This window comes from Cellvibrio sp. ATLC23, from assembly GCF_057196725.1.
Genome location: NZ_JBXUOS010000005.1, coordinates 27,596 through 49,338, shown reverse-complemented (window position 1 = coordinate 49,338; position 21,743 = coordinate 27,596). Strand labels below are relative to the sequence as shown.

Below are 21,743 nucleotides of genomic sequence, written 5' to 3'. Positions count from 1 at the left end.
GAGGTAAATGCCAGCTTGCACTGGCAACGGTCATCAACATCGTTATTGTCAAAACGGGTAAAACAAACGGAACGGGTAAAGCAAACAGGTACAGCGGGTCGTCATGATCATTACAGCGCTGTCATCACGACCAAAACCCGATAGCAACTATCGGGTTTAGAAATCAATCAAATTTACGGGAGGTGTTCATCCGAATTTGTTCGGTGAGCATAGGAGGCTCGGGTTCTGCTCTGCGCATGGCGCGCAAGACTTCACCCGCCACAATAAACGCACCAATCAGCAGGCCTGAGTAGATGAACATGACAAAGCTGTAGTCCACGGTGTAATTCCAGGGGCGGGCGATGCCGAGATAACAGGCAAACAGCCAGGACACTGAGGAGAGGGCACCGGTAAGGGTCACCAGAATTTGTTCAAAGGTCGGCAGCCCCAGTAGCCCTTTGCGCGAGGTGACGCGAGGGAAGCTGAAGTAGTGCAGGGCGATACCGTTCAGGGTTAACACAGCGACCACGGTGAATTTGGCCCAGAGTTTGGGATTCATTAAATACTGAGGGTTATCCAGATAGCCGATCAGCACCAGCGACAGGCCGGAAATCCACAGGGCGATCAGGGCGATAAACATAATTTCGGCCGATCGGGTGAGGTCTTTGATGGCGGAAGCCGATAGCGGGCTGCCTTTGGATTTGGCCAGTGCCAGATCCTGTATAAGTAAAATACCGATAGCTACACAAGCAGCCAGGAGGTGAGCATAAACAATCAAGGTCTTCATAGTCGTCCGCGCCTTTGTTGTTGTTTTGGGTCAGGTTGTAATTAGGTTGTTATTTTTTGTCGTGCATGGTTGCGCTAACAAAGTGTCAATAAAAACATCTGGCGAAAAATTGAAAACAAATTTTTACGGTCAGAAGAACTTTACGAACGCTCGCGCGCAAATTTAATTACTACTGGAAGGTGAAGCAGAAAAGTGTGCAATTCTTGCGAATACAGCACTTATTTCCCTTGTTCTAATCACGGTCTTTATAATTATGACGCCAGAATCATCCATCAAGCGCCGTTTCTTTATAACTAAAAACCATTTTTCTAAATAGTCGAACCTGTTTTTATGATTATTATTCCACGTTACAGCAAATTGACAGCGCGATCAATTCACAAAAATCAATTAAATCTGTTTTATTTATAAAGATTATGATGAAAGTGCTTTTTTATTCGTCTAGTTTTATGAGTGAACTGTGTTTTTATCTGTGTTGCGCATCTATACAGGGTCGCGTATTGGGTGTGCTCAAATGGAATAGGTCTCTCCTTTTCATTTTTCGGAGATGATTTGGCCAAATAAAGTAACCACCAGATCTTTCACTGCGATTCCTTCTGGTATTTGCGGGGCAATTTCAAGGCATATGTCGTTAATCGAACGGATACCGTCAACCTTTGCCAGAATAATATCGATAAGTTGGTGCGAGTCCCGGCAGGTGAAGTTGAGATTGGGGATGGATAAGTGATGCATGATTAACCATGCGTTGGTTTGAATGATGGTTTCAGTCAATGGCATTCTTTTTTGGGTGCTGAAGGACCACACTTGCTCTTCTCTGAAGCGTGCTTCAAGGGGCGATAATAAATAGCCAGCGTTCTCTATTTTTTCAGAGCAAAATGCAAAACCTGAAAGATCGATAAATTCCTTTATTTCGGACGCGGTGTATTTGAGTTGCGTGGGCAGGTGGCGAGTAAATAAGAGCGGCCCTGAGTTTATCCAGTGACCATGATCTGTTAACTGCCCATGTATCAAACCAATTAAATCTCTTACATCACCACCGTTAACATCAATAAACCATGGTGTAATAATTAAATCAAAAGTCTGTTTGATGAATGGCAATTGCCAAACATTAGCGCCCATTAAAAGCCAACTGCTGCGCAAATTTTCAGGGTCATCTATAGGGTTTAGCGTCCAGCTTTTGGTGGCGGGGTAATTAATCTGCGGAAAATTTTTGAATTCACCAAAGTTCAGTGGTTTCTGGTTGTAGATAAGCTCACTTGCCACTGCCAGTAACAGTGGGTTGCTATCCAGTGCGACAGTAAATTCAGGTTTTAATTGGCTGTGAATATCCCAGCTCAATCTTCCTGCGCCTGCACCCAGCACCAAGATTCGTTGCGGTTTTGTGGGTAAATCTGCAATAAACTGCATGGTTCGCTGCAGTGCCGATGCGTTTTCCTGGTTTGGCGTTAAGCCTGAGTCCCAGGCCCAATCACGAAAAATGAGATCAAAGTATTCACTGATATCACCGGGGTTCATTTGTCCTAGTTGTTCGTTTGGAGCAGGATTAATTCCGTGTTTTTGTAGCAGTGTGAGAATAGATTCCAGATTAATTTGATTTGCGGTTTGAATATCGGTGAGTCGTTGGCGGCTGGTATTGGTTAAATCGTAGCGTGATAGTGATTCCTCTAAGGCAGCTAATCCCTGTGATGCCATATATTGCATAGTGGCAGTTTGGTGTTGCCAGATTACGGTGTGGTGATTGCCTGCAGGAAATAAACAGGGGACATCGCCCAGTGAAAAATGTTGTGTGCCGCAAGCCGAGCAGTATAAGTTTTTGAAATCAAAACCTTGTTGTGCGGTGCTGCCACAGTTGGGGCAGAGAGTGCATCCGATAAAATTTTTAGAATAATGTTTCGTATTAATCATTTCGCTTTACCAGATGTGAATTCGAATCAGTTGATATTTCAATTAAATATAAATTCTTTACAGAATAAAACGCCTTCTAAAGCAGGGCAGTAGAAGGCGTTTTAGTATTGCTTGTCAAACAATTAAAAATTACACAAGACCTAAGGTGTTACTGCCGAGATTAATACCAGCCAAGCCCATGCCTTTTGGAATTGCACCGTTTAAGTCATACACATTGCCACCTTGTCGCGCAGAAAAACCACTCGCAAATCCTGGCATTTGCGTCGCAACAATAAATGGACCGTTACCTGACGTGTGATCCATGCCGTTCCCCATACAAGTTACTTGTACAACTACGGTGGAATTGATGAGCGGTTGACCATCCGGGCCCGATGTTTTGCGCAGTTTATCAATCAAATAAGCGGGCACATCATTCAGGTAGCGCCACATTTCAACAAATGCACTGTTATTAGGTGCACCGTGACACGCTTGGTGCGCGTCTTGACTCCAGGACGTATTGTGGCCAGTCCAGTCACCTTGGTGGTTGCCCAATTGCAGGGTTGCAACTTTCGTAATGCCGCAGGCAAGCGCAGCGACAATAATATCGGCTTGTGATTTGCCGGTAGCCTGCATGTTAGCCAAACTTGGGGTGATGTTGCTGCCGCAATTGGTCGTAGTTGTTCCGCTGCTGCTACTGCTATTTGCATTCGCAGTATTGGTTTTGATTTTCTTCAGTGAATCGATATGTTCCTGATAACGTGCATATTCCTGCGTGCTAAGTTTGCTCTTGATGGAATCAAGTGCACGCAATTGCGCATCATAAGACAAGGCATAAGTTGTATCAGGTGTTGTTCCGCCACCGCCGCCACCAGTGCCACTAAAGATACTGGCGAGTGCCTGGGTGGGATTGTCCTGGCAGGGGCCGATGTTGCTGCAGAGTGTGCCGTTGGTTGTAGCTTTTGCACCCAAATAAATCGATGAGCGAGGCGTGCTGCTGCCCAGTACCGATGCAATACGCTTGTCCATGGTGGGTGAGTTGTAATCTGTCACGCCCAGAGAGTTCATCGCAGTTGCGTGACCAGAGGTAATTACATCCACCTGACGGAAGTGGCATATGTCGGACACCGCGTAACCCTGTGGACCATAGGGGCGGGTAATCTGGTTCATCTGGCTTGCGCTAGTTGGCATCCACTGACCCGCAGCTGCACCGCTGTTCAAGTAGCAAAATACGACACGTTTGTTGGTGGCGTCCTGCGCGAGCACATGACGGTTGGCCAAAATGCCGCCCACTAATGCAGAGCTTTTTAGCAGCCCTGCTGCGATGCCGGATTTGCCAATCAGGTCAAGAAAACGGCGACGATCTTTTCTGACAAAGTCTTCACGGATTTGTTTGTTGCCGCTGTAATAATCTTCTTTCAAATATGCATTCAGTGCAGCAGGCCCTTCTTCGAGTTTTTTGTGATGTTCCATCGCCTCGAGTGCATCTTCCTCGGGTAAGTGGCGAAATTTGCTATCAATTTTTTTCATAACCAAACCTCTTGGATTTAGAATTCTGTTTTTGGTTGTCTAGCTACGGGGTGGAGCAGTGCTCCACCCACTAAGCCTTAGCGACGGAAACGAATTACGTTAGACATCCCCAGTTCTTTCAGCATGGCTCTTGGATTGCGATTGCTCGCAGAGAGTCTGGTTTTCAGTGCATCGGATACACAGGCCAGTTGCCCTTGCTGTTGGGTAGTAAGCGGAGTTTCCAGTGTGTCATCCTGGAATTGTCTGCTCAGTGAATAACCGGTTGCATAGCGGAATGATTTTTGGATCAGACACGCATCTATACCGGGTAGGTTATTGGCTACCATCACTTTCCCTAAATCTTTAGAGCCGGTGAATGAAAGACCTGGTGAACCAGTATCTTTTTCATTATTCACTTCATTGAAGCCAACTGTGCCTACGCCATTGGCACCAAACAAGCGCCCGCCGTTATTAACCATTGGTATTTCAACCAAATTGGTGCGCGCTTCGTTGCCGTTCAGATCCAATGCTTTTTGTACAACCTTGCCGTTGCTCAATGCGCGTGGCATGCCCAAGTGGTCGAAATCATCAACTGCGAAGAGCGGGTTGATAATTGCGTTGTGGCATTGTGCGCAAGGAGTTCCCGGTACTGCGGTTTGCATATCGTAGAAACGGGTGGTAGTCAGGTTGCCAGCTTCCAACGCGGTTTGAGCGTCAAGAGCGGCTTTGTCACGTAACCCGGTGTTGTCTTCAAATGACGTTGGCAATGGAATGTTTTGGCACAGCATATCCTGACGCACATGCACGGCACGTTTGATTGGCGAGGTGCGGCCAGCGTGAGCATTTACTGTCATAAATGCACCAGAGGCCAATACCCCACCACGTTTGGAGTTGGCAGTGTTCACCATCCGCCAATCGGCTGCACTGGTGCCTCCGCCTGCCACGCCGTAGTACTGCGACAAGGTGCTGTTAAGTACGGTGTAATCGCCAGTGTAAATATCCGTGAATGGCAAGTTGTTGTAGAACGCGTATTTGTAAATTTCGCGAATCTCTTGCGCCATGGAATCTTTCACTGACTGATTGAAGCTGGTGCTACCAGTACGAGCCATATCGACCACACCATCAGTGCGGAACCACAGGCCCGCAAAACGACCTATTTGTGCTTTACCCAGATCGGAGTCGAGTAGGCGGTCAATTTGCTGGCCGAGTGAGGTTGCATTTTCGAGTGAGCCATTAGCAGCTGCGGTTAACAGGGTTCTGTCGGGTGCGCTACCGGTGTACATGTAGGCTAGTGCGGATGCAAACTCGTAGGGATCCAGTGCATAAGCAGTGCCGTCAGCAGATTGGAATACCGAGCTATTACCCCAGGATTGTGAGCGAGCCTGACTAACGGGAATACCCAGTTCGGTGCGATACAAGAATTGTGGTGACATCAACACCGTTTGGATAGCCCAGCGCAGACCGGTTGAACCGTTGCGTACAATTGCGGTGTACTCGGTTTTCTCTTCGTTGGTCAGTGGGCGACGGAAAGCCAGATACGCGAAGTTGTCGATAAAGCTGGTGGCACAACTTGCTGAGGTGGTATCGCTGCAATTGTTCAGCGTCACCGCATTGTTGGTGATTGCCCAGCTGGCAATATCTTCAGCATTTTTCTTGTACGACAGCAAGCGCGCTTCAGAGACTGGCTCGGTCAAATGGTTTGGCAAGTTAGCGACTGTTTTATCGGCATTCGCCAATTCTTTCGACGCGAAGTTGGCTGGCAATGTTCTGTTAAACAAAGCTTGCAATGAGTTGTGGTATTCGAAAGAGGTTAACAACTTAACCGAACGCATACCGTATTTCACTGGCGATGAGGTATCGCACGCTACGGCGCCAGTTTGAACGCGGCCTTTAAGCGACCAGAGATAGGCGGCCAAATGATCGGCACAGTTCGCATCGGTACAGCCGCCCACGCGTGGAAGCATTTGCTGGCTGATAAAGGTGCTCAAACCAGCGACATTGGCATCTGTGTAGTTATTTACTGCAAATCTGGTTGGATAAGTAAAGGAGTTTACGTTGAACGCAAAACCTTCAAATACGCCATCACCATCTGGGTCTTCGTGACAACCTGCACAACCTTTGGTTTTGAAAATATTGCCGCCGGTGGTGGCATTGCCGAGGAAGGCAACGCTGCTAGAGCTGCCAGAGGAAACCGAGGTTGAGCTTCTGCTCGAAGAGCTAATCGAGGTTACCGCAGAGCTGCTGGTTGAGGATACCGAAGAGCCGGTGGTCCCGTTATACACCAGTGACAACGGAGCAGTCGCAGCAGCGGGGATACTGTCGGTGTAGCTGATGACTTTGTAGTCATAGCTGCCAGCGGCAGTCAGGCTGTCAGCGAAGCTCACACTGTTAGCCGCCGCATTGGTGAGGGTGGCCCATTGACCGGTAGTCCCCGCCAGTTTACGACGAACCAGGAAGCCGGTTTCGTTGTTGCTGACATCAGCCCAGTTGAGGTTAGCGGTGCCAGTGGCGTTGCTGACAGTACCGGTCAGGCCGGTAGCGGCAGCAGGCGCAGCGGCCAAGCTAATCGCTGGAATGTTGGTGGGGTTGTCGCGGTTCAGGAACATCTTGAAGTAAACCGGTACTTTCTCACCAATGGTTGAGAGACCTGCAATCGCACGCAGGGCTTCAACACCGGCATTCAGATCGAAATCAACGGAGTTGATCACAATGGGTTTGCGCGGTGAGAAGCTGACGCTGTTGTTGGCGTGTTTTACCACCAGGGCATCAAACGTCAATGCTTTCACGATGCCGTGCAGAACCAGATTACCGGTAAGGGTTTGAACACTGGTGCTACCAGGAGCCATTGCATCGATTACCGCCAGGTCGAGCTGGGTGGTGAAGTGCAGGCTAGGCAAGTAGTTGGATTCAAACAGCATGCTCTGCATACGTGGATCGCGCACTACGTTGTTGGTGCTGATACTGGCGAGCGGAATGGTCAGTGTGGCTTGACCATTGGTGGCGACAGTACCGGTCAGCTGACTAAAGGTCATGCTTTCAGGTGTTTCGGCACCGGCAAGGCTCTTTTTAACGGTCACGAAGTTAAAGGTGGATTTGCTGGCATCGAGCAACCAGCGTGCGGCCACGGTGGGCGCTACGCTGCTGGAAGACACACTGCTAGGGGTGCTGCTTCTGCTGCTGGAAGACACGCTGCTGGGCGCCACGCTGCTTGGAACGCTGCTGGCGGCACCGCCACAGGCTGCACCGTTGAGGGTGAAGGCAGTGGGTGCGGTACCTGGGTTATTGACAATAAATCCGAACGACGCGGTGCCGTTAGCGGGTAGATTGCCGTTGTAACCGGCGTTTTTCACACAGACATTTTTACCGGTTTGGGTATGGGTACCATCCCAGAGGTTGGCAATCGTGTCATTGCCCGCGTAAGTCCAGCAGAGTTCCCAGCTGGTTTTAGCGGCACTGGTATTGGTGATGGTGGTGGTAATTTGCGCACCATTGCCCCAGCTGTTGACGGCAGCATAATTCACACTACAGGCTCCCTGGGCGATAGCGCCGCTGGAAGCCATGATGCCCAGGGTTACCCCGCAGGAGAGCATCGACAGTTTCAATAATTTTTTCATGATAGGTTCTCTCTAAGCTTCATCCAATTAACGGGCGTCAAAGACGAGCGCGAAGTCCACAGGCACGGCCACACTGATCGATCCGAGGCCAGCGATTGCGCGCAGAGCCTCCACACCATCGGCGAGTGCATAGTCGCCAGCCTTGATCAGGATGGGCGATAAGCTTTGTACCAGGACGCGGTTAGCCGACAGTTTCTGGATGGAGACTTTGGTGGTAATCGCACCGGTCACACCATGCAGGTTCAGGCTGGCAGAGATATCGGTCGCTGAACTTTGACCAACGGCAAGGCTGCTGATCGCATTAGCGGGAACAGTGACCGTGATGGTGGCGGTTGGATAGGTTGCTGTTTCGAACAACAGATCGCGCATACGCTGATTGCGGATGTCGATACCGGTGCTCACTGTGGCCAGATCGATAGTCAGGGTGGCTACCCCGGCTGCACTGATGTCACCGCTGAGGCCAGTAAAGCTATGCACTTCCACGTTGTGGGTGTTTTTGGCAGTTACGAAGTTCAGGTAAGACGCGGTGGTATCCAGAGTCCATGCAGCGGTCGTAGCAGCAGAAGAGCTTGAGCGGCTGCTTGAGCTGGGTGCTACAGAGCTTGGCGCTGAAGAGCTTGGAGCCACAGAAGATGGTGCTGATGAGGATGGCGCCACAGAGCTTGGTGTGCTGGAGCGGCTTGATGGAGCAACAGAGCTTGGTGCACTTGAGCTTGCAGGCGGTGGTGTCGCACCACAACCGATAGGTTGGGTAGACACAACGATGTCATCCATCCAAACGTCAGCAGAACGGCCGCTGAAGCTGTGGAAACCAAACATCACATAGTTGAACTTATCGCTCATCCAATCAGCACCCAAGGCACCGTTGTTCCAATCGTTAGCCGAGGTAATGGAGTGAACTTCATTGCCGTTCACGCGCATTCTCAAGGTGTCATAAGCCAGATCCGCCAGATAATCCACCTCAACGCAGTACCAGGTATTGGCCGCCATTTGCGGGCCTGAGTACCATTGGCTCATTTTCGGGGCGATGTTATCGCTTGGGATATGGTTGGTACCTAAAACGCCTTTGATTTGACCAACACGGATTTCATCGTTGGCATCTTTGGTCTTTTTCAGGCCAAGAATGTGCTCGTGGTTGTCGCCGGCTACATTGCCCATCGCTACGCTCATATTCACGTACGCACGGGTATACAGACGTTGGGTGCCAGCAGGCAGGGCGCGGATGATTTGCGCAGGTGCAGCGCCGCCTTTGAAGCGAATGGACTTGCCACCGCTGTAAGACTTGGAACTGTCAATCAACGCATATTGTGCACCGGAGGTGGTATTGCTGTTGTTTGGAACCCAGCCAATGAAGTTTTCCCAACCGCTTGGTTGAGTATTTACCGCACCGCTTTCAAAGGTTTCGCTGAACAGAACGCCTGCGCCGTTGTTCACAGAAGATGCTACAGAGCTTGGCGCTACTGAACTTGGTGCCACTGAACTTGGGGTGCTAGAGCGTGAGCTGCTGGGTGCAACACTAGACGGTGCAACACTGGATGGTGCCGCGCTCGAGGTAGATCCACCGTTCTGGCTAATCATATTGTTGCGTACCAAGGTACCTGAAGCGGTCAATTGCGCTGCCGTCCAGCCACCGTTAGCACTGGCATTTGGCACTAGCGCAGAAGAGCCTTCTGCCTTGTCATTCAATGCCCAGTTAGCATGGCTGATACCGTTGGTTTTGAGGAAGCTCAACCAAGCATTGGTTTCAGCGGTATTAACCGCCCCATTACCATCGGCATTCACTGAACCCCATTCGGTGACAAACAAGGCAATACCGTTGTTCAACGCGGTTTGTGCTTTGTCGCGCAGGGATTGCTTGTGGGTGCCCGCATAGAAGTGCAGGGTGTAAGCGATGTTGCTATACGCGGTGATCTTGTCTTGCGAGGCAACATCCACGTCTTGTGACCAGGTAGGAGTACCTACGATGATCAGGTTGTCCGGGTCAATCGCACGGATTTCCTTGATTACATCGGTCGCATAAGGCTTGATCACGTTGCTCCAGGATACCTGTAGCGGCTCGTTGTATACCTCATAAATCACGTTGTTGTAGTTGCCGTACTTGGTCGCCATCTCTTTAAAGAAGGTGATAGCAGCGGCTTTATTGTTTTCAGCGGTATGGGTATGCCAATCGATGATCACATACATGTTGTTAGCAATGGCCGCGTCGATCACAGTCATGGCGCGAGTCTTGTTAGACGAGTCGGTCAGTAAACCGCCGGACTCTTCAACGCCTACCGCCACACGGATCAGATTGGCTTTCCAGTCAGACTTCAACCAAGCCACGGTTTGGGCGTTGTAGTATTTCTCGCCACCCCACCCCGTATTGCTCCAGAACAAGCTCATACCTGCCAGATTGGCTGGTTGGCCATTGGCGGTTACTTTGTTGCCCTGTACTACCAATGGCGCTACACCTTGAGGCGTGCCGTTGGAAGAAACAGAAGAGCGTGAACTGGATACGCCGGGAATTGACGAAGGAGCTGCAACAGACGATGCCGCCACCGATGATGGGGTAGTGCCACCGCAGGCGGTACCCGTGATGACGGGGATTTGAGCCGCTGCTGCGCCCTTGCTGCCCTGGAAGCCAAACTCAACAGTTTGATTGGGCGCAATACTCGCATTCCAGCTTAGGTTACTGGCGGTATAAGGGTTGCTACCACTGAAATTGGCGTTGTAGCTACTGGTAACGCGGTTGTCGCCGCTGTACTGCCAGTTAACGGTCCAGCCATTGATCGTACTAGTCCCATCGTTGGTTATTCTTATCTTGGCGTCGAATCCATTATTCCACTGGTTGTTAATCACATACTGGCAACCAGCATATGCGGTAGTGGAAAGAGTGGATACAGCCAGGGAGAACCCTACCGCATAGAGGGAGCGTTTTAGGGCTCCATCCAGGCGAGGGGTGATCGCAGAGGCTTTAAAGCTACTCATAGTGTCTTCCTCGGAGGTAAATGCCAGCTTGCACTGGCAACGGTCATCAACATCGTTATTGTCAAAACGGGTAAAACAAACGGAACGGGTAAAGCAAACAGGTACAGCGGGTCGTCATGATCATTACAGCGCTGTCATCACGACCAAAACCCGATAGCAACTATCGGGTTTAGAAATCAATCAAATTTACGGGAGGTGTTCATCCGAATTTGTTCGGTGAGCATAGGAGGCTCGGGTTCTGCTCTGCGCATGGCGCGCAAGACTTCACCCGCCACAATAAACGCACCAATCAGCAGGCCTGAGTAGATGAACATGACAAAGCTGTAGTCCACGGTGTAATTCCAGGGGCGGGCGATGCCGAGATAACAGGCAAACAGCCAGGACACTGAGGAGAGGGCACCGGTAAGGGTCACCAGAATTTGTTCAAAGGTCGGCAGCCCCAGTAGCCCTTTGCGCGAGGTGACGCGAGGGAAGCTGAAGTAGTGCAGGGCGATACCGTTCAGGGTTAACACAGCGACCACGGTGAATTTGGCCCAGAGTTTGGGATTCATTAAATACTGAGGGTTATCCAGATAGCCGATCAGCACCAGCGACAGGCCGGAAATCCACAGGGCGATCAGGGCGATAAACATAATTTCGGCCGATCGGGTGAGGTCTTTGATGGCGGAAGCCGATAGCGGGCTGCCTTTGGATTTGGCCAGTGCCAGATCCTGGATAAGTAAAATACCGATAGCTACACAAGCAGCCAGGAGGTGAGCATAAACAATGAGGGTTTTTAACATAATGATTCACGCCTTTGTCTATTTTAGTTTTTTGGTTGCGCTAACAAGTTGCCGTCGAAAATTTAAGTGTAAATAAACAATGTAAAAATAAAATTTAGGTGTTATAGAAATAGCGTTTTGATACCTGCGCTATTGCAGGTAAAAAAATATTTAAAAATAAAAAATAGTTATTTTTTGAGTTATTAGAATGCGATCTATGGTTTTTATTATTGTGTTTTTCTGTATGCATCCAGTGACTTATTTATGCTGATATACAAGTGTACGGCGCTAATTTACCTCAGTATGGTAGCGCAAACAATGCAAAAAAATCAAAGTTAACCGATTTTTACTTAGATGTAGGTTGAATGAGGTGAAAAGTGAGTGACATTTAATTCATAGGTGAAAGATTGTTTGTATGTTGGGTTGAAGCGTTGTCGTTGGTTGTGGGTTGACGAAATCGAGATCTTTGTAATCAATAAATAGAAACCTTTCCATTTTTACAATTGAACTGCCCCCCAAGCTCAAAGCTGGTGAGCAATTTTTGCAGGCAGCTGTAATTTTCGAAAATTTTGTCGCCTAAAGGATTGCGCAAACATATATCTGATAGATTTTCTAGTGTGCAAGTGTACAATGTGAGCCTGGTCTCGGACTGTGGTGTAGATAAAATCATATTATTGCCGCGCTACATTGCTGGACCGTATTTTCACGCGACAAGCGGTTTTTTGCTTTTAATAATGATAAAAAGAATGATTTAGATGGTTTTCGCGTGTTTTTGTCCTGCTTCTACGTTTGAATATATTCCGTAATTGATTTTTGTGAATGAGCATGTTGCTGAGTTGCGTCATCTCTCTGCGTTGTGTGCAATCGATAAGATAGCGCAATCAATTTGTGGTTGGGAAAATGTCGTGTAGGCAAATGCCTGGCAATGTTACTGGAATGTAAGCAAAGTCGGCGTCTTCATTGCTGGCACAAAATAATAACGAGGCTTTACGCCTTCCTCATCGGATCCAGGAGAACTTGAATGGCAACTCCAATAAGTAAAAAGTATGGCTTGGCTGCGCTGCTAAGCCTTGGTCTAGCTGCGGCTAGCCAAGGCGCTGCCGCTGGCTGTGCCTATAAAATCACTAATGAATGGAATACTGGCCTTACCGGCGAAATTGTAGTGACCAATAGCGGCACGGCTGCGGTGAGTGGCTGGACTGTGGGTTGGCAGTATGCAACTAATCGCTTAAGTGGCTCATGGAATGCTAACGTGAGTGGCAGCAATCCCTATTCGGCGAGCAATCTGAGCTGGAACGGCAGCCTGCCACCAGGTCAAAGTGTCAGTTTTGGTATTCAGGTCGATAAACGTGGCGGCTCAGCAGAAATCCCAAGCTTCACCGGCAGTATTTGCTCCGGCACGGTAGTAGCTAGTTCGTCAGCGCCTTCGAGCATCCCGCCCGTTAGCTCTTCTCGCTCAAGCAGCTCTGCTCCTGTAGTGAGCAGCTCTAGCGCACCTAATAATGGCGGCCAGCAATGCAACTGGTATGGCACCCTTTATCCTCTGTGCGTAACTACGCAAAGTGGCTGGGGCTGGGAAAATAACAAGAGTTGTATTTCGCGCTCTACCTGCACCAATATCGTAGGCGGTTCGTCTAGCAGTATTGCTCCAGGTTCGAGTTCTCGTTCGTCCGTTGTTCCTAGCAGTTCTTCTGTTGCCACTACTAGTTCGGTAGTGCCAAGCTCGCGTTCATCAGTCGCGCCAAGTAGTTCTTCGGTAGCAACAACCAGCTCACTGATGCCCAGTAGTTCAAGTATTGCAACTACCTCAAGTTCAGTTCCAAGTACCAGTTCATCTATTGCGCCTAGTTCGCGTTCAAGTTCGTCGGTATCGAGCGTGACACCTGGTGTGCGTATGGATAATCCATTCGTGGGTGCTCAGTGGTACGTCGATCCAATTTGGTCTGCTAAGGCTCAGGCAGAAACCAATGGTTCAAAAGTGGCGGGTTATAACACTGCGGTGTGGATGGATCGCATCGGCGCTATTGCACCGACCGATGGCAGCTTCGGCCTGCGCGATCACTTGGATGCCGCATTGGCGCAAAAAGCTAATGTGATTCAGGTTGTTGTGTATGACCTGCCAAATCGCGATTGTCACGCGCTAGCATCGAATGGCGAGTTAAAACAAACTGCTGAGGGTAGTGCACGCTATCGCAACGAGTATGTCGATGTCATTGCCGGAATTTTCTCTGATCCTAAATACGCATCACTGCGGATTATCGCGATTATTGAGCCGGATTCACTGCCAAACTTGGTTACCAACTTGAGCACTCCTGCATGTCAAGAAGCGACCGACCCAACTCATGGTTATGTGGCTAATACCCGTTACACACTGAGCAAATTGTATCCAATTACTAATGTGTACAGCTACGTTGATATAGGTCACTCAGGCTGGTTGGGTTGGACTGATAACTTCGGCAAGGCCGTTACTTTGATTGGCAATGCGATTAAGGGTGCAACTGGTGGAGTAAATTCAATCGCTGGTTTTGTTTCTAACACATCAGGTTATACACCGCTCTACGAACCATTCCTGGATTCATTGGCGAACAGCTCATTCGGTAATGGTGGCACTCAAACCCGCCAAGCGAAATTTTACGAGTGGAATCCTCATTTCAGCGAAGTTTCGTTTGTGCAAGCGTGGCGTACCGCGATGATTGCATCTGGTTTCCCATCAACCATTGGTATGTTGGTAGACACATCACGTAATGGTTGGGGTGGTCCAAACCGTCCGACTGCTGTATCTACCAGCACCGTTCTGGATACATTCGTAGATCAATCGCGTATTGACCGTCGTGCGCACCGTGGAAACTGGTGTAACCAGCCCGGTGGTATAGGTGAGCGTCCGCAAGTGGCGCCAGTTACAGGTATTGATGCGTATGTGTGGGTGAAACCACCAGGTGAATCTGACGGCGCTGCGTCTAAGGAGTTGTCATTTGATCCTCAAGATCCAGCGAAAGGTTTTGACCGTAACTGCGATCCAACCTATACGAATGCGGCTGGCACTACTACTGGAGCCTTGGCTAATGCTCCTGTGGCAGGTCGCTGGTTTAAAGGAGCATTCCAAATTTTAGTGAACAATGCTTACCCACCGCTGCAATAACTGCAGCGAAGTAAGTAACCGAGTGAGAGTGAGTATGGACAGGCATTTGGAGAGATGCCTCGGTCAAGGATGATTTTTTCAATGGATTCAGGTGGGTGGAGCGGTTTTATTACAGCTCCCGGCCACTTGCCAGATTCCAAGTGTTACCCCTAAAACTGTCTAGTTGCCGACCTTTCACTTTGTGTTTGGTCGGTTTTTTTTGCTAATTATTTTGGTGATATGCGCGAGCTATGCTATTTATAACTGAATGACCCAAAGGATCTGCTGCTTTGGTGTTACAAAGATGCGCTATTAAAAATTAATAATAACGGAGAATGAGTATGCCAATATCCCAAGAGTTGGTTGCCGAAATGCAGGTGCTGCGTATGTTTGATACCAGTACTAGCCAGTCTGGATTAAAGGTTCACTCAGAAGCTTCGAGTGAAATAATCGCTGCGACCCGCCGCCTGTTTGAAAAACAGTTAACAACTCAAGTTGATGGTGGTTATCTAACCCCATTAGGTTATGAGTCTTCTGTGCACCTGCAACAATTACTGCAAATACTAAATTCCAAACCGCTGCTTTGATATCAGTTAATTGAATCCCGATATAGAGCGCTCAGTGCAGGCAACATCCAGCGTAGATTTTGCCGCACATTGCAAAAAAACCTACAAAAAATATTGAGTGAGAGATCAATCATGCCCATTCCTCCTGTCTTTTTAGTAAGGATTTTTTTGTATATGTCTTTATTTACTGCGCTGTGTGCGCAAGCAGAAATCACGCGTATTTCATTGAACAACGGTACGGTTGCTGTTGAAGTTACACCGGATATTGGCGGCCGCATTTTATCGGTAGGTCTAGTTGATCAGCCCAATTTTTTGCGCGTGGGTGCTGCAGTTGTCAGCGAACCTAATCCTGCTGTGACGCCAAATGCGAATAATATTGCCTATTTTGGTCACGAAACCTGGGTAGGTCCGCAGAGCCAATGGTGGGTGCATCAGCTGGTAAACCCAGCGCGCAGTGCGGCAAAAGCGGTGTGGCCGCCAGATCCTTTTTTGATTCTCGCGAAAAATACCTTGCAGGAAAAAAGTGCCCAACGTGTGGTGATGCAAAGCCCCAGCAGCCCGGTATCAGGTGTTGTTATGCAGAAAACATTTGCGCTGGTGGAAGGCAAGCCCAATCAAATTCGGATAGCGGTAAACGCTCAAAATATTCGCGATTCAACGATCGCCTGGGATATTTGGTTTAACACCCGTGTACCACACACTACCAATGTTTATGTTCCCGTCGCGGCCATGAGCGATGTGCGCATCGAACATTTTACCGACGCAACCTATGGGCCGCTGGAACATAATTTCAGTGAGGGATTATTTGCGTTGGAAAATTTTTCGCTTGTTACACACCAAGGGCGCAAAGGCAAAATTTTTATTCAGCCGGAGCAGGGTTGGTTAGCGGCATTTCGCGACCAACAATTATTGCTGATCCAATTTCCTCTGCAGCCGAAAAATGCGATTCATCCAGAGCAGGGGCAAATTGAACTTTATCAAGAATTTTTAAATGCCAATCCAGATGAGGGATTGTTAGAGCTGGAAGTACATGCACCTTATAAAACACTCAAGCCCAACGAATCTATGTCTGCCACAGAAACCTGGACACTTCTACCCTATAGCGGCGAGCCAACACCTAAAGCCCAACGCGCATTTTTGCGTGGGCTTTTTGCTAAATCAGCATTCTCCGCAGCTCTCTGAAAAATTCATCAAAGGCCACTGAATTTCAGTGGCCTAGTTATGTCAAGTTGGTGTCATGTTTCAGTGGGTGTCCGTAACGCTTTTAATAGTGCCAGTGCGCTCGCGCCGGAAAGGTTGCTGGGGACAAATTCAGGATTGTCAGAATAGCGTAGCAGTAGCTCGCGGCTGAGGTTGCTTTGTCCCGCATAAGCCATTCCCCAAGCGGAGAAATCGCGTTCGGCGATCTCGCGGTGCTGAATAATGCAGAGTGCTTGATGGCGTTGATCTTTGTAAATCACTTCCAAGCATGCGCTCACGTTAGCTCTTGATCCTTCCAATGCTTGCAAAAAATATTCACCATTGAATGCCAACATGCCAGTGATATGTCTTTTTGTATTGTGTTTGCTAGAGGATGCCAGTATTTGCTCAATGTCTTTGTGGTTAATAGTGGTATTTACTTTACTGCAATAAATAGTCTGAACAAGAAACATGGTGGGCCTCGCTCCATACTTAAGTTAATGGGTGTTTTCCTAACGCTAGCCCATTTCTGTTCTCTTCATTAAGTATTTTTTCAATCTATTTTTTTATATATAAACAATGCTTCATTTGTGATTTGTATCGCAAAATGAATTTTGTGTCGCCAAAAACACCGTTACTTCCTGTCTTCAGTGTCTTATTTATCGCATTAGTTATTAGTATGTAGTCCTGCTGACTATTTTGATAACAAAGCTTTTTCTCGATATTTCCTCTCGATGATGCTGTATAGCGCCGCTGTATCTAGTCCACGGCAGATTCTCCCGGTCGAAAGAACGTGTCCTTGCGTCGGGTTATAAACCAATAACAACAGGAGCTCTCCCTGATGAATATCTCGCAGCTTAAAAAACTCGCGACTGCTGCACTGTTCAGTGCCGGCATGTTCGCAGCGCAAGGTTCGCTTGCGCTAAGTTCGATTGCGCCCATCGCTAACTGTAAATATGTCGTCAATAACTCATGGGGAAGTGGCGCAACGGCCAGCATAGAAATTACCAACATAAGGTCTACGGTAATCAATGGTTGGAGTGTGAATTGGAGTTACGTTAATAACCGCGTGACTGGCAGTTGGAACGGCGCGGTTACGGGCAGCAATCCTTACACGGCCAGCAACTTAAGTTGGAATGCTAATATCCAGCCAGGCGAGACCGTTTCAATTGGTATTCAGGTTAACGGCAATGGCGCCATTGAGGCGCCCATTGTGTACGGAAGTATTTGCACGAATAGCTACAGTACTTCTTCTACTGCAACCAGTAGATCCAGTTCTTCTTCCAACATTCCTTCAAGTCGCTCATCTTCATCACGCATTGTGTCTTCATCGAGTGCGCTTTCATCAAGCCTTCGCTCGTCCAGCAGTTCATCGACATCAGCGTGTTCGGGCGTACAGCAATGTAACTGGTACGGCTCGCTCTATCCCTTGTGTGTTACTACACAAAGTGGTTGGGGTTATGAAAACAATAAGAGCTGTATTTCCCGCGCTACTTGTACTAGCCAGCCATCGCCGTTTGGCGTAACCGGTGGGGCATGCGTGCCATCGAGCTCATCCAGTATTTCACTGAGTTCATCAAGCATTCGCTCTAGTATTTCTTCTAGTCGCTCTTCGAACAGTTCATCGTTAAGTTGTCCGCAGGGAAATAGTTGGCCTGATTGTCCTTGGGAAACCTGGAATCCGGAGTACTGCGCTTTGTACGGCCCACCGAGTTGCAGAAGTTCATCCAGCGCCAGTTCGCGCTCTTCCAGTTCAGCCAGTTCTGCTGGTGTAACCAGTGTACAACTGACTAAATTGATGGGTATAGGCTGGAATGTGGGTAACTCGCTGGATGCAATCGGCGGTGAAACCAATTGGGGTAATCCGTTAATTACCCAGCAGTTAATTAACTCGGTGAAAGCAGCAGGTTTTAAAACGATTCGTTTGCCTGTCGCATGGAGTAAATTTTCAAACGAGCAAAATTTTGTGATTCAAACCGCATGGATGGATCGTGTTGAGCAAGTTGTTAATTACGCACTCAATGCGGATATGTATGTGGTGATGAATATTCATTGGGATAATGGCTGGATGCAGCCGACCTATGCGCAACAAGCCTATGTCAATAATCGTTTGAAAATTATGTGGACGCAGATCGCCACGCGTTTTGCTAACTATGATGATCGCTTGCTTTTTGCAGGTACTAACGAAGTGATGGTTGATGGCGATTACGGCACACCCACTGCCGAATACTACACAGTGCAAAACAGTTTCAACCAAACCTTTGTTACCGCGGTGCGCGCGACCGGTGGAAAAAATGCGACCCGTCATTTGGTGGTGCAAGGCTTCAATACCAATATCGATCACACGGTTAATTTTGCAAAAATCCCGACCGATACCGTAAGTAATCGTTTAATGATGGAAGTGCATTATTACGATCCTTACAACTTCACCTTGAACACCAGCAGCAATATTACCCAGTGGGGTAAAAATGCGACTAATCCCAATGCGACGGAAACCTGGGCAAATGAAGCCTATACCGATGCGCAATTTCAAAAAATGAAAATCAATTTTGTGGATAAAGGTATCGGGGTCATTCTGGGCGAATACGGTGTGGTCTCGCGTACCAACGTTGCAGATCACGAAACCTATCGCAGCTACTGGAACGAATACATCACCAAATCTGCCTACACTCACGGCATGGTACCGGTGTATTGGGATAATGGTTACGGCGGTAACGGCGGCATGGCATTGTTTGATCGCGCCTCGGGTGCCCAGCTGTACCCTAACTTAATTCAAGCCATTGTGAAGGCAGATGATTAATCCCTAAACGGCTGGTACAAAACTGCAAGATCAACAAGGCGGCTAACCACCGCCTTGTTTTTTTATGCGCGTCGCCCTGAATGATCCCGGCATGATAAGCTTTAAGAATAATTAAAAATTTCAGGTCGCCGTAGCTTTATATCATGATTAACACTAGCTCTTCTCCCGCCTATTTGTCGTTTGGTCTGCATTGTTTTGCGATTGCCTTGTTAATGGTTGCGTTGCATATTCCCAATCGCATTGATGCGCTGGGAATTTCATCCTTTTATTTTTTTCCTGTAGAGATTCTAGTGCTCAGTGTGCTCCTGCTGTTGCGCGGGAGTGTGGGTTTGATTCTGCGCTGGATAATGGCCGGGTTTTTAGCCCTGGGGATTATTTTTAAGTGTGCCGATATGGCAACGTTTAACGTATTTGCGCGGCCATTTAATCCAGTGTTTGATGGCTATTTGTTTGCTAATGGTATGAACTTGCTCAACGGTGCGATTGGTAAGGTGGGTGCGTTAGTGGTGGCCGCATTATTGATATTGTTGGTGTTGAGCATCACCCTGGCGACGTTTTGGGTCTTGGGGCGCGTGCAGCATTTGTTGCGCAAAGCTGAGCAGCGCGCACCATTGGTGTTATTAGCTGGATTTTTTGTTGGTGCGGCGTTTTGGTTTACCTTGTTTTTTAGCGGCTCACCAAAAGCATCCATGCAGTTCTATCTGCATTTATCCAACCACACGCGCGCCATTGTTGCGACGCTTGCCGACCTCAAAACCTTCAATGCGCAATTAGATAAAAGCGAAAAATTCGTCGACCAATACCGCGCATTATTTTCCCGTTTGCAAGGTAAAAATGTACTGATGATTTTTGTTGAATCCTATGGTCGCACAGTGCTGGATAATCCGGAATTTTCACCCCATGTGCGTCCGCTGCTGGAGCAAGTTTCCACTGAGTTGGAAGCGCAAGGTTTTGCAGTGCGCAGCAGCTTTTTAACCTCGCCCACTGTAGGTGGTTTAAGTTGGCTCGCTCACGGCACGGCTTTGTCAGGTTTGTGGATCGACAACCAAATCACCTACAACAGTTTGATGATGAGTAAACAGCCCACGTTAAATCGTCTGTTTAATCAAGCAGGCTGGCGCACAGTGGCGGTTATGCCCGCGATTACTATGGATTGGCCAGAGGGAAATTATTACGGCTACGATCATATCTACCACTCGCGCAATCTCGGCTACCAAGGCAAACCCTTTAATTGGGTGACTATGCCGGATCAATACACTTTGTCTGCTTTTCATAAACGTGAACTCGCGGAAAAACCCTCAATTCCAGTGATGGCCGAAATTGCATTAATTTCTTCTCACGCTCCTTGGACGCCAATTCCTGAACTAATTGACTGGAATGCGGTGGGTGATGGCACAGCGTTTAATGCACAAGCAACCAGTGGCGATAGTCCGGAAGAAGTCTGGAAAAATAATGAACGAATTCGTTTTCAATTTCGTTTATCAATTGAATATGCGCTGCAAACTATTGCCTCTTATATACTGAATTATGGCGATGATGATTTAGTGGTATTGGTATTGGGCGATCATCAACCCGCGCCGCTTGTCACCGGCGAAACAGATCGCACTAAACCCGGTAGCATGGATGTGCCAGTGCATTTAATCGCGCGGGATCCACAGCTAATAGAAGCGTTAGAGCAATGGAGTTGGACAGCGGGCATGGTGCCTGCTACCGATGCGCCGGTGTGGCGGATGGATAAATTACGCAATAAGTTTATCGAGGCTTTTTCACTGCCGAATAATTAGCGCGGCAGTGCGAGCACATCATAATGGCCGACAACACAACTGCCGTTGTTTATGTTGGTTATGCGAAAATTTTTCCACTCGGTTAATTCGTTAGTATCTAATCCATAACTTTCATCAACTGCAGCTACAATGCCATTAATTAATTCTGTTAGCAGCTGCGTATCTTTTGCCGTTAATTGCCAAGGGCTCTGGGCGATGGAAACGGCATAACCCACGTTTTCCAGTGCTTGTGTTAAATACCGAGTGCAATCAGGGCCGAGTGCCGGGCCAAAGCCTTTGTCTTTGTGTTGATCTTGATTAAAAGCGGCGAGCACTTTTTCATCGAGCGGATGCGCTGGTATCCATTGGGTGGTGCCATCGTAATTTAACGCGCTGTACACCGCTGTTTTACGAGTGTTGATGCGATCAATTAATGCATCAATAAAATCAGCCGATACCAAATCAAATAAGGCCGAGGCAGATACGATGTGTGCACCGGTCAGTGGTAATTCGCCAATAATTGTTAAATCCGCTTGGTAGTCTTCAATCAAACAGGTTTTACCGTGGCGGCGCAGGGCTTCGTCTAATAATTTTCCATCCAAATCCACCAGTCGCCAGACTAAATTGTTAGCGCCAAGTTTGATGAGCGCGCGCAAGGTAGAGCCAGTGCCAGCGCCCAGATCAACAATAATACGGTCGGGGGATAGGGTGTCAGTGGCTTGGCCGAGCCATTGTAATAATTCGGTGGCGAGAGATTTGTCACGCGCGGCAAAATCAGCAGCTTCGCGTAAATCCAGCCAGGCGATTGAAAAACTACTCATG

At 48.3% G+C, this 21,743-nt stretch carries 13 protein-coding genes; 5 read left to right on the top strand and 8 right to left on the bottom strand.

Annotation, left to right across the window (positions count from 1 at the left end):
• Window positions 1–163: 163 nt before the first annotated feature.
• The 6 genes from AC2CG4_RS09770 to AC2CG4_RS09745 form a co-directional block, all read right to left on the bottom strand.
• Window positions 164–766, bottom strand: coding sequence for a DUF2214 domain-containing protein (locus AC2CG4_RS09770; RefSeq protein WP_484486082.1), 603 nt, complete (start codon window positions 764–766; stop codon window positions 164–166).
• A 531-nt stretch (window positions 767–1,297) separates the two neighbouring features.
• Window positions 1,298–2,668 (bottom strand): class I SAM-dependent methyltransferase, encoded by a 1,371-nt coding sequence (locus tag AC2CG4_RS09765; protein ID WP_484486081.1) that lies wholly within the window; start codon window positions 2,666–2,668, stop codon window positions 1,298–1,300.
• 129 nt (window positions 2,669–2,797) lie between these two features.
• On the bottom strand, window positions 2,798–4,174 hold the full coding sequence (locus AC2CG4_RS09760; RefSeq protein ID WP_484486080.1) for a DUF1552 domain-containing protein: 1,377 nt from the start codon (window positions 4,172–4,174) through the stop codon (window positions 2,798–2,800).
• 77 nt (window positions 4,175–4,251) lie between these two features.
• Window positions 4,252–7,767: a DUF1592 domain-containing protein gene (locus tag AC2CG4_RS09755; protein ID WP_484486079.1), complete on the bottom strand. Its 3,516-nt coding sequence runs from the start codon at window positions 7,765–7,767 to the stop codon at window positions 4,252–4,254.
• A gap of 27 nt (window positions 7,768–7,794) precedes the next feature.
• Window positions 7,795–10,734: a cellulase family glycosylhydrolase gene (locus AC2CG4_RS09750; protein WP_484486078.1), complete on the bottom strand. Its 2,940-nt coding sequence runs from the start codon at window positions 10,732–10,734 to the stop codon at window positions 7,795–7,797.
• 176 nt (window positions 10,735–10,910) lie between these two features.
• Window positions 10,911–11,516 (bottom strand): DUF2214 domain-containing protein, encoded by a 606-nt coding sequence (locus AC2CG4_RS09745; protein ID WP_484486077.1) that lies wholly within the window; start codon window positions 11,514–11,516, stop codon window positions 10,911–10,913.
• Window positions 11,517–12,516: 1,000 nt separating this feature from the next.
• On the opposite strand from AC2CG4_RS09745, the gene AC2CG4_RS09740 reads away from it, so the two are divergent.
• From AC2CG4_RS09740 to AC2CG4_RS09730, 3 genes are all read left to right on the top strand, one after another.
• Entirely contained in the window at window positions 12,517–14,634 is a 2,118-nt protein-coding gene (locus tag AC2CG4_RS09740; protein WP_484486076.1) for a glycoside hydrolase family 6 protein, read from the top strand.
• 320 nt (window positions 14,635–14,954) lie between these two features.
• Entirely contained in the window at window positions 14,955–15,200 is a 246-nt protein-coding gene (locus AC2CG4_RS09735; protein ID WP_484486075.1) for a TIGR02647 family protein, read from the top strand.
• A gap of 153 nt (window positions 15,201–15,353) precedes the next feature.
• Window positions 15,354–16,361 carry a DUF4380 domain-containing protein gene (locus AC2CG4_RS09730; protein WP_484486074.1) on the top strand — a complete coding sequence of 336 codons (1,008 nt, stop codon included), beginning with the start codon at window positions 15,354–15,356 and terminating at the stop codon, window positions 16,359–16,361.
• A gap of 53 nt (window positions 16,362–16,414) precedes the next feature.
• On the opposite strand, the gene AC2CG4_RS09725 is transcribed toward AC2CG4_RS09730, so the two are convergent.
• On the bottom strand, window positions 16,415–16,831 hold the full coding sequence (locus tag AC2CG4_RS09725; protein ID WP_484486073.1) for a BLUF domain-containing protein: 417 nt from the start codon (window positions 16,829–16,831) through the stop codon (window positions 16,415–16,417).
• A 368-nt stretch (window positions 16,832–17,199) separates the two neighbouring features.
• Here AC2CG4_RS09725 and AC2CG4_RS09720 point away from each other — a divergent pair, with 368 nt between their 5' ends.
• On the top strand, window positions 17,200–19,158 hold the full coding sequence (locus tag AC2CG4_RS09720; protein WP_484486072.1) for a cellulase family glycosylhydrolase: 1,959 nt from the start codon (window positions 17,200–17,202) through the stop codon (window positions 19,156–19,158).
• A 143-nt stretch (window positions 19,159–19,301) separates the two neighbouring features.
• The gene (locus AC2CG4_RS09715; protein WP_484486071.1) at window positions 19,302–20,942 is read left to right on the top strand and encodes a sulfatase-like hydrolase/transferase; all 1,641 of its coding nucleotides are present in this window, start codon (window positions 19,302–19,304) and stop codon (window positions 20,940–20,942) included.
• On the opposite strand, the gene AC2CG4_RS09710 is transcribed toward AC2CG4_RS09715, so the two are convergent.
• Window positions 20,939–21,742 (bottom strand): class I SAM-dependent methyltransferase, encoded by an 804-nt coding sequence (locus tag AC2CG4_RS09710; RefSeq protein ID WP_484486070.1) that lies wholly within the window; start codon window positions 21,740–21,742, stop codon window positions 20,939–20,941. The genes AC2CG4_RS09715 and AC2CG4_RS09710 overlap by 4 nt on opposite strands.
• Window position 21,743: the final 1 nt, after the last annotated feature.

What these genes read in the sequence shown, in the direction of transcription:
- AC2CG4_RS09770 (WP_484486082.1), bottom strand. Translation starts at nt 766, where the DNA reads ATGAAGACCTTGATTGTTTATGCTCACCTCCTGGCTGCTTGTGTAGCT.
- AC2CG4_RS09765 (WP_484486081.1), bottom strand. Translation starts at nt 2,668, where the DNA reads ATGATTAATACGAAACATTATTCTAAAAATTTTATCGGATGCACTCTC.
- AC2CG4_RS09760 (WP_484486080.1), bottom strand. Translation starts at nt 4,174, where the DNA reads ATGAAAAAAATTGATAGCAAATTTCGCCACTTACCCGAGGAAGATGCA.
- AC2CG4_RS09755 (WP_484486079.1), bottom strand. Translation starts at nt 7,767, where the DNA reads ATGAAAAAATTATTGAAACTGTCGATGCTCTCCTGCGGGGTAACCCTG.
- AC2CG4_RS09750 (WP_484486078.1), bottom strand. Translation starts at nt 10,734, where the DNA reads ATGAGTAGCTTTAAAGCCTCTGCGATCACCCCTCGCCTGGATGGAGCC.
- AC2CG4_RS09745 (WP_484486077.1), bottom strand. Translation starts at nt 11,516, where the DNA reads ATGTTAAAAACCCTCATTGTTTATGCTCACCTCCTGGCTGCTTGTGTA.
- AC2CG4_RS09740 (WP_484486076.1), top strand. Translation starts at nt 12,517, where the DNA reads ATGGCAACTCCAATAAGTAAAAAGTATGGCTTGGCTGCGCTGCTAAGC.
- AC2CG4_RS09735 (WP_484486075.1), top strand. Translation starts at nt 14,955, where the DNA reads ATGCCAATATCCCAAGAGTTGGTTGCCGAAATGCAGGTGCTGCGTATG.
- AC2CG4_RS09730 (WP_484486074.1), top strand. Translation starts at nt 15,354, where the DNA reads ATGTCTTTATTTACTGCGCTGTGTGCGCAAGCAGAAATCACGCGTATT.
- AC2CG4_RS09725 (WP_484486073.1), bottom strand. Translation starts at nt 16,831, where the DNA reads ATGTTTCTTGTTCAGACTATTTATTGCAGTAAAGTAAATACCACTATT.
- AC2CG4_RS09720 (WP_484486072.1), top strand. Translation starts at nt 17,200, where the DNA reads ATGAATATCTCGCAGCTTAAAAAACTCGCGACTGCTGCACTGTTCAGT.
- AC2CG4_RS09715 (WP_484486071.1), top strand. Translation starts at nt 19,302, where the DNA reads ATGATTAACACTAGCTCTTCTCCCGCCTATTTGTCGTTTGGTCTGCAT.
- AC2CG4_RS09710 (WP_484486070.1), bottom strand. Translation starts at nt 21,742, where the DNA reads ATGAGTAGTTTTTCAATCGCCTGGCTGGATTTACGCGAAGCTGCTGAT.